Consider the following 8136-nt stretch of genomic DNA (forward strand, 5'->3'; position numbering starts at 1 on the left):
CATGGCTGACGTGGGTGGAGTCACTGCCGGGGTGTCGCGGTCCGCTGGTCAGGGACCCGCGGTGGTGTCCAGGTCGGCGCCACCGGAGAGCGCGTCGATCTGGCTGTCGGTTGCCGCGCCCTGCAGCACCCATACGTCGTCGATGGCACCGCTCCAGTACTCGCCCCAGCTGCTGGTACCGGTCTTCAGCCGGCCGAGCTGGAGGCCCTTGGTGGCGGCGAAGGGCAGGACCGAGGTGTTCCACGACACCTGTTCCGTGCAGGTGGGGTCGTCCGGTGTTCCGTCGTCGTCGCTGTCGGCGCAGGGCCTGACCTGCGGCTGACCGTCGACGTAGAGGGTCATCCGGCCGGCGAAGGCGTCGTAGACGACCAGGATGTGGTTCCAGTCGGTGTTGTTCTGGAAGTTGCTGTGCTCCGCCGTGGCGGTGGTGGCGGTACCGCTGTCCTCGTTGGCCATCACCAGCTGCCAGCGGCCCGCGTTCGCCGGGTCGGTGGCATCGGGTACGTAGCGCACGGCGAATCCGTTGGTGTTGGTGCCGGCCATGCTCAGCACCGTGACCGCCTTGGTCGGCCGACTGGGCGCGGTCACCCACGCGGACACCGTGAAGCTCTTACTGGTGTCGACGGGTGAGGCGCTGGTGGCCGCGTAGCCGGTGCTGGTGCCGTTCAGCGTCAGGTCGCCGGTGCCGACCATGTTCGTGAAGCTGGTGTCGTCGACGGCCGCTCCGCTGCCCAGGGTCAGCGGGAGCGCGGTGTGGTCCTCGCGGACCAGGTCGTCGGGGGATGTGGCGGGGCTGCCGGAGGAGGTGTCCAGCTTCCAGCGGCCCTCGACGGTGGCCTGGCTGTCGAACATCGCGGCGATCTCCGGGGCGGACAGGGCGCGGTCGTACAGCTGGACGTCGGAGATCTGGCCGGGGAAGAAGCTGGACGGCGTGCCGCTGAACCGGCTGGCGCCGATCATCACCGGGCCGCCCGCGTAGAAGGGTGCGGTGACCTTGTTGGTGTCCACCCACTGGCCCTGTACGTACAGTCGCAGGTCGTCGGTGACGGCGTCGTAGGAGCCGACGACGTACGTCCACTCACCGCCCGGGGCGAGGGCGGGGTCGCCCTGGGTGGCCCGGATCGGGGTGCCGCTGGTGGTGTCCTCGGAGTACTGGTTGAAGGTCCAGCCGTAGGTGGCCGAGTAGTACAGCTCGAAGCCCGGCATCACGCTGCCCTCCTGGGCCGCGATGACCGCTCCGTGCGTGGGTTTGGTCTTGGAGAGCTTGGCCCACGCGGCCACGGAGAAGCTCTGCTGGTTGTTGAGGTGCGGGCCCGCGGTGGCGGCGTAGTCGTCGACGCCGTCCAGGGAGAGCGCGGTGCCGGCGCGTCCCGGCTGGCCGAGCTTCGCCCCGCCATGCAGCACCGCCGGGTTGACGTCCGCACGGCCGGTGACCTGGGCCGTCGCGTTTCCGTCGGCGTCGGTGGCGGGATCGTCGAGGGGGAACACCGCGCGGGCCGGGCGGCCGTTGCCGATGTTTCCGCTGCTGTAGAGGTTGCTGACCTCGGTGGCCGACAGGGGCTTCTCATAGATGCGGACGTCGTCGATCGTGCCCGGGAAGAAACTGCCGGGAGCCCCGCTGTAGGAGCCGGCGCCGATCTGCAGACCACGCCGCGCGTCCCACGGGGTGGAGTACGTGGCCGTCCCGGCGAGGGTGCCGTTGACGTAGAGGGACAGCAGGTCGGAGCCGGCGCCGTAGGTGCCGACCAGGTGGACCCACTGGCCCGCCTGGACCCCGCCGGCGGCCGACTGCATGGCGCGGACCGGGGTGGCCGTGGCGGTGTCGGCGGAGTACTGGTTGAACGCCCACCGGTCGTAGGTCTTGGAGTAGTACAGCTCGAAGCCCGGGGCGTTGTTGCCCGGCTGGGCGGCCACGATGGCGGCGGTGTCCGGCAGCTTGTCCAGCTTCACCCAGGCGGCGACCGAGAAGCTGATCGACGTGTCCACGGTCGGGATGTCCGACACGAGATAGTCGTCCACGCCGTCGAACGAGGCGGCGGTGCCCTTCTTGCCGGTCACGCCCAGGGCCGGGCCGCCCTTCAGGTCCAGGGTCCGGTTGCCGGCGGTGCCCTCGGCCTGGGTGGCGGTGGACGGCTCGTCCAGTTTCCACTCGGCCCGCACCGGCTGGCCCTGCTTCACGCGGAAGCCGTAGCTGGTGGGTTCGCTGACCCGCCCCGCGGAGTCGACGGCCTGGACGTTCAGGAAGTTGGTGCCGGAGCGGGTCGGGCGGAAGCTGATCGTGCGGGCGGCGCCGCCGGAGGTCGTGACCTCGTTGGCGGAGGACGCGTCCGCGTTGACCCCGTACCAGTACTTCACGACGTCCGTGTCGGAGGTGTCGAGGGTGAAGGTGCCGTAGCGGCCCACCCCGTCGTACACGGGGTCGTTCGGGTCGCTGTCGTCCTTGGCCGGGTAGTCACCGGAGGTGATCGTGGGGCCCACGGGCACGGTGGTGTCCCAGACGAAGTAGCAGCCGGTCGCGGAACCGGCGCCGGACCAGGGCGAGTAGCTGTAGTAGGTGCCCTCGTCGTAGTCGACGGCACGGGCGTACCAGGCCACCGTGGCGTTCTTCGGGATCTTCTTGCCGTTGGACAGGGTCTCGGTCAGCGTGGTGCTGAAGTCCTTGCCGGAGGCGCGGGGCGTGAGCTTGGCCGAGGTCCACTGGGCCTTGAAGCCGCTGCCCGCGTCCCACCACACCTGGAACTGCACGCTGACCTGGTCGCCGTCGGGGTCCTTGACGTCGTTGGCCGAGATCTGCGGCAGCGAGCGGATCGCGACCTTGGAGTCCGGCTTGTGGCAGGTGCTGCCGGGCGACATGGTCAGCTGGCTCATGGCGAGCTGCTTCGGCGGCTGGTTGTACTTCACGCGCAGGTAGGCGTCGTCGGAGAACCGCTTCCAGCCGTACTTGTCGTCCTCGTTCGCCGCACGCAGGCCGAACGACGTGTACGCCGAGTCGTGCGAGGCCGCGTACTTCACGCCGGCCGTCGCGTCGAACTCCACGTCACCGCCGGGGCACGAGGAGCTTGCGCCCTTGGCCACGTCCCGGGAGTCCAGCTCGTCGAGCCAGTTGTCGGACGAACTGTTCCAGGTGGTGTTCGAGTCGAAGGACTTTGTGCGCCACAGCTGCACCGAGCGCCCGTCGCACGATCCGGACCAGGTCTCGTGCGCCACGAAGGTCGCGCTGAGGATCGACTTCCCGGCGAACTTCGAGGTGGGGAACTTGTAGAACAGCCGTTTCACGTCGTACGGCGCGCAGTAGTCCCAGCCGCAGTAGCCGACGCCGGCGTCGGAGTCGCCGTTGAACCGCCACTGGGGCGAGGACGCCCAGTAGCGCGAGACCATCGTCCACTCCCCCGCCTTCGGGGTGTAGGTCTGCGGGTCGATGTACACGGGGAAGGTCGTGTCCGCGTCCGTCAACAGGTCCTGGTCCGGGGTGAGCTTCAGTGAGCTGCCGTCGGAGGTCACGTCGACGCCGATGGGGGCGACCTTGGCGGCGTCGCCGGGGCCTTCGGAGGCGTCGGTGGGGTCCGGGGACTCCGAGGACGAGGCGGGGGTCGCTGCCGTGTGGGTGGCCTCCGAGGACTTGGAGGCCGAGGTGAGGGTCGCGGTCGACACGGCGCTGGTGGCCGCCGTCGTGGACACCGTGCTCGCGGGGGACGCGCCTGTCCCGCTGCCGGTGACGGTCGGGGCCGCCGGGGCCTGCTGGGTCGAGTCCCACATCAGGGGCTTGGCGGCCTGGAACACCACACCGCCCGCGTTCTCGTCGACCGCTTCCAGGCCTCCGGAGGCCGTGGCCCGCAGGTCGAGGCCCGGGGAGTCGACGCCCAGCCTCAGCTCGGCCAGCGCCGGGTTCTTCGCCGCGGCCTGCGTGTTGACCACCAGGACCTCGGAGAAGCCGTCCGTGGTCGCGCGCATCTTCAGGTCCACGTCCGGCAGGACGTCCGCATAGGTGGCCGTGTCCCCGTCGAGCGTCGGTGCGGGCAGGGCGGTCGGCCAGGCGAAGGAGAGTTTCCGTCCGGCCCGCTCCAGCGTCACCAGTGGGTCCGTGCCCCCACCGGAGAAGGCGACGCCCACCGCGGCGGCGTTCGGCGTCACCGAGCCGTCGGACCGCTTGGCGAGGGTGTCGTCGATCGCCTTCCACTGCCCACCGACGCGGGTGCGAACGGGCCTGAGGTGCTGTACGGCCTCGTACCGGCCGTCGGGCGTGGCGTACACCTCGCTGGACTCGGTGCGCAACGAGGTGATCTCGACGTCGGTGTCCTCGGTCCGGGCCGCGTCCTGTGCGGCGGCCGGCGTGGCCGCGGATGTGCCGTCCGACCGTGTCGCGGCATCGTTCGCGGCGGCGGTCGTCGCGGCCGAAGCCGGGCTCCCGGCACCCGTCACCGGCAGCACGCCGGCGACGACCGCCGCCGCGATCACGGCGATCAGCGATCTGCCGGAGCCTCGTCCTCGTCTGGACACGCGCATCTCCCCCGCCCCCTGCGCCACAGGATCTTCATCCCGGGCCCATACGCACTTCAAAAACGGAGGGACCTTAACTGGCGCTTACTCGCGCACGTCAAGGCACGGGAAAGCCCTTACCCCACCCCCAAGTCCGAGTAAAAAGGATGACTTGCCCCCCCATGCGCGAAGTGCCGTACAAGAAAAGGAAAGTAGGGATTTGCCACCCCAGGAAAGGTGCAGATCCGGACAGGGAGATCCCTTCGAACCACCCGCGGGAGCCACCCGGCGTCACGTCCGCCCCCACCGTCGGCCACTCACCGCATTACCGCGATTTGAGTTTCTTTGCGGAACCCAGATTTTTGGGGGCGCGAGGAACTGCGCATGCTTTTAAGGGGCGCGGGGAACTGCGCGACCAGCCACAGCGCACCCGCACCCCGCCAACGAACCTCAGGCACCCCCTACAGAAGGCGCCCCGCCAGTCAGCCGGAGGCCTTCGCCAGCTTCAGTGCGTACTCCGGCCACCACTCCCCGGCCTTCGGCCCACCCTTGCACTCGCCGTCCGACTCACCGGGCCGCTTGACCCACAGATACGCGTCCACCTGGTCGTCCGCCGTCTTCGTGGTCGGGGACTCGCCCAGCGACCGCCCCGGAGGGTTGCACCAGCGCTCGTCGGCCTTGCCCTCGGTGTACGGGCCGTTGCCGTTACGGCTGGTGTCGATGACGAACGGCTTGTTCCCGACCTTCGCGGAGAGCTCCTTGCCGTACTTGATGGAGTCCTCGGTGGTGTAGAAGTTCGAGACGTTGACCGAGAAGCCGTCGGCCTGCTCCACGCCCGCCCACTTGAGCGGCTCGAAGATCTGGTCGGGCTTGCCCCAGCCGGCGTTACCCGCGTCCAGGTACACCTTCGTGTTCTTCAGGGCCTTGAGCTTCTCGATCGCGCCCTTGAGGAGGTCGTAGCGCTCCTCGTGGAACTCGTTCGGCGTGCACCCGTCCACGAGGTGCAGCACCGCGTCCGGTTCGAGGATCACCGTGGTCGGCCGGTCGCCGATGCCCTTGGCGACGCTGTCGATGAAGGCCCGGTACGCGTTGCCGTCGGCCGCGCCGCCGCCCGAGTACTGGCCGCAGTCGCGGTGCGGGATGTTGTAGAGGACGAGGATCGCGTCCCGGTCGGCCTTCTGCGCGGCCTCCGTGAACCCCTTGGCCTCCTGCTCCGCGCTCTCCGGTGTCAGCCACTGCGCGGTCGGCTGCTCGGCGATCTTGCGGATCTGCTGCGCGTCCTCCTTCTTGCCGGACTTCTCGTACGCGGCCACCTGCTCCGCCGCGTTTCCCTCCGGGTTGACCCAGTACGGGTCCGACCCCTTGGGCTGCTGGCTGATCTTGGAGCCGGAGCCCTTGCCCTCCTTGTCGCCGCCGTCTCCCCCGAAACAGCCGGCGGCGAGCAGTGCCGCTCCCGCCACGACCACGGACGCCCGTGCCCCCCTCTTGCCGTACATCCAACTCCCCCCTGGGTGCACTGTCGTAAGTCCCAATCCTGGCATACGTCCCGCCTCGCCCACTCGCTCGTTGACGCCTTGTCGGACACCTGTTACCTCCTGCCTCCGGTGGGTAGGCGACAGGCCCAGGGGTGGGGTCGAACACGCACAAGGGGGCGGCTCAGTCATGCATCACGACCACCGGGAGGGGCACCGGAGCAACCGGGAGAGCCACCAGGGAACTCGCGACCGGGAAAGCCACCAGGGAACTCGCGAGATCCAGCTCGCGGCGGCCCTGGTGGAAGCTGCCGACACCCTCTCCGACGGCTTCGACGCCGGGCTCTATCTGCAACGCCTCTCCGACCACTGCGTCGCGCTGTTAGGGGCCCGCGCGGCCGGCATCATGCTGATCGAGGGCGGCGAGACGGTGTCGTTCGCCGTGAGCGGCCGCCACGCGGACGTGGCGCACGACCTGCTGGAGGCTCAGAGCCACGGCGGCCCCTGCCTCGACACCTACGTCAGCGGCAAGCCGGTCCCGCCGGTCTCCCTCCGCGACGCCCACACCGCCGCCCGCTGGCCGGACTTCACCGAGCGGGCGCTGAGCCACGACGTCACGGCTACCCTCGCGGTCCCCCTCCTCCGGGGCGAGCGAGCGCTCGGCGCGCTCAACGTCTTCGTTCCCGCCCTGCCCGAACCGCCTTCCCCACAGGCCGAGTTCGCCCTGCACCTGGCGCAGCTCATCGCGGACGCGGCGGCGATCGGGCTCGCCAACCACCGCGCGCACTCCGAATACCGCACCCTGGCCGCCCAGTTGCAGCAGGCCCTCTCCAGCCGGGTGCGCATCGAGCAGGCGAAGGGCATGCTCGCCGAACGCTGGCGGACCGGCGTGAACGAGGCGTTCACGGCCATGCGCCAGTACGCGCGCCGCCACCGGCTGCCGCTGGACCTGGTCGCGACGGCGGTGGTCGAGGACCGTCCGGAGGCGGCGCCTCTGCGCGACAGACCGTCTGACGTTCCGTGAGGCCAGCGCCTCTTTCGTCACTCAGAGCCACTGGTGGTCGACTTGGCGTTAAACAACCCCCTGGTCTCCCCTAGGCCGCGGCTTCCATCCGTTCTAAAGTTGCCGTGTTATCCGGATCGGCCCAGAGACCTCCCGCGCCCGTGCCGGGTTACTCCCGCAGCCCGAGCGCACGCGGTCGAGGACCAGCCCGGTCGGCGGCTCCCGGGGGGAGCGGCCGCCGACCGGGCCAAGGTGGTTCAGGGTCCCTCACAGCCCTTACAGCCCCGTTCCGGTGAGGTACGCGGATACGATCACGTTCGCCGAGTACGTGCCGCTGTCCTCGTCGAAGGTGCCGCCGCAGGTGACCAGCCGCAGTTCGGCCCGCCCCGACTGCCGTACGCCGTACGCCTGTCGGGCGTCGAAGCGGTCCCGGCCGACGACCCGGACGTCGTCCACGGTGAACTCGGCGACCGTCCCGTCGTCGCGGAACACGCGGACCGTCGCGCCGACCGGCACCGTGCCGAGCCGGTGGAAGACGGCGGGCCGGTCCTCGGTGTCGACGTGCCCCACGAACAGCGCGGCTCCGGCGGCACCGGGGCGCGCACCGGCCGCGTACCAGCCGACAGCGCCCGCGCCGGCATAGGGCGGCGGGTCGATCGCGCCCCGTCCGTCCAGCCCGCGGGCCATGACCGGCGCCTGCACGCCCAGGGACGGGATGTCGAGCCTCCGCGGCCGGGCGCCTCCCAACGGTGCGGCCGCAGGCGGCAGTTCGGCCGCGGCGGGCCGTCCGGCCGCTGCCATGTCCCCCGTGGTCGGCGCCGCGCCTCCCGTGGCCGGCGCCGACGTCCCGTGCCGTACGTCGGTCACCTCACTGCCCCACAGCCACAGGCCGAGCAACAGCACGGCCCAGGCGACACCGGTGACGAGGCGGCCGCTGCCGGTGGAGCGGCCCCGTTCGGACACCCCGGCTGCTTCGATCATTTCGGTCACTTCGTGCCGCGTCCTCTGCGGACGCCGCGCAGGACGACGACCAGCCCGGCCACACCCGCCAGGACGAGGCCGACGACGGCCTGCCAGGCGCCCGGCCCCTCGTCCCGGGCGTTCACCTGCTCCCCCTCCGCGGCGACGGCGCGCGCCGCCCCGCCACCACCGGCGCGTACGGGGGCGAACGGGGAAATGGGGGCG

General features: G+C 70.6%; 4 protein-coding genes and 1 pseudogene. 1 reads left to right on the top strand and 4 read right to left on the bottom strand.

What is annotated here, in order from left to right; all coding sequences use genetic code 11:
- Positions 1-48: 48 nt before the first annotated feature.
- Positions 49-4497, bottom strand: coding sequence for a LamG-like jellyroll fold domain-containing protein (locus tag FNH08_RS11550; protein ID WP_322724255.1), 4449 nt, complete (start codon positions 4495-4497; stop codon positions 49-51).
- Positions 4498-4958: 461 nt separating this feature from the next.
- Complete coding sequence (locus tag FNH08_RS11555) at positions 4959-5972, bottom strand: glycoside hydrolase family 6 protein (RefSeq protein WP_152771374.1); 1014 nt, start codon at positions 5970-5972, stop codon at positions 4959-4961.
- 166 nt (positions 5973-6138) lie between these two features.
- On the opposite strand from FNH08_RS11555, the gene FNH08_RS11560 reads away from it, so the two are divergent.
- Positions 6139-6972: a GAF and ANTAR domain-containing protein gene (locus FNH08_RS11560; protein WP_152771375.1), complete on the top strand. Its 834-nt coding sequence runs from the start codon at positions 6139-6141 to the stop codon at positions 6970-6972.
- A gap of 255 nt (positions 6973-7227) precedes the next feature.
- On the opposite strand, the gene FNH08_RS11565 is transcribed toward FNH08_RS11560, so the two are convergent.
- Positions 7228-7932, bottom strand: coding sequence for a class F sortase (locus FNH08_RS11565; protein ID WP_152771377.1), 705 nt, complete (start codon positions 7930-7932; stop codon positions 7228-7230).
- A gap of 5 nt (positions 7933-7937) precedes the next feature.
- Positions 7938-8136 (bottom strand): annotated as a pseudogene (locus FNH08_RS11570) (hypothetical protein); the annotation flags it as partial.

This window comes from Streptomyces spongiae (assembly GCF_009377185.1).
GTDB classification, from domain to species: Bacteria; Actinomycetota; Actinomycetes; order Streptomycetales; family Streptomycetaceae; genus Streptomyces; species Streptomyces spongiae.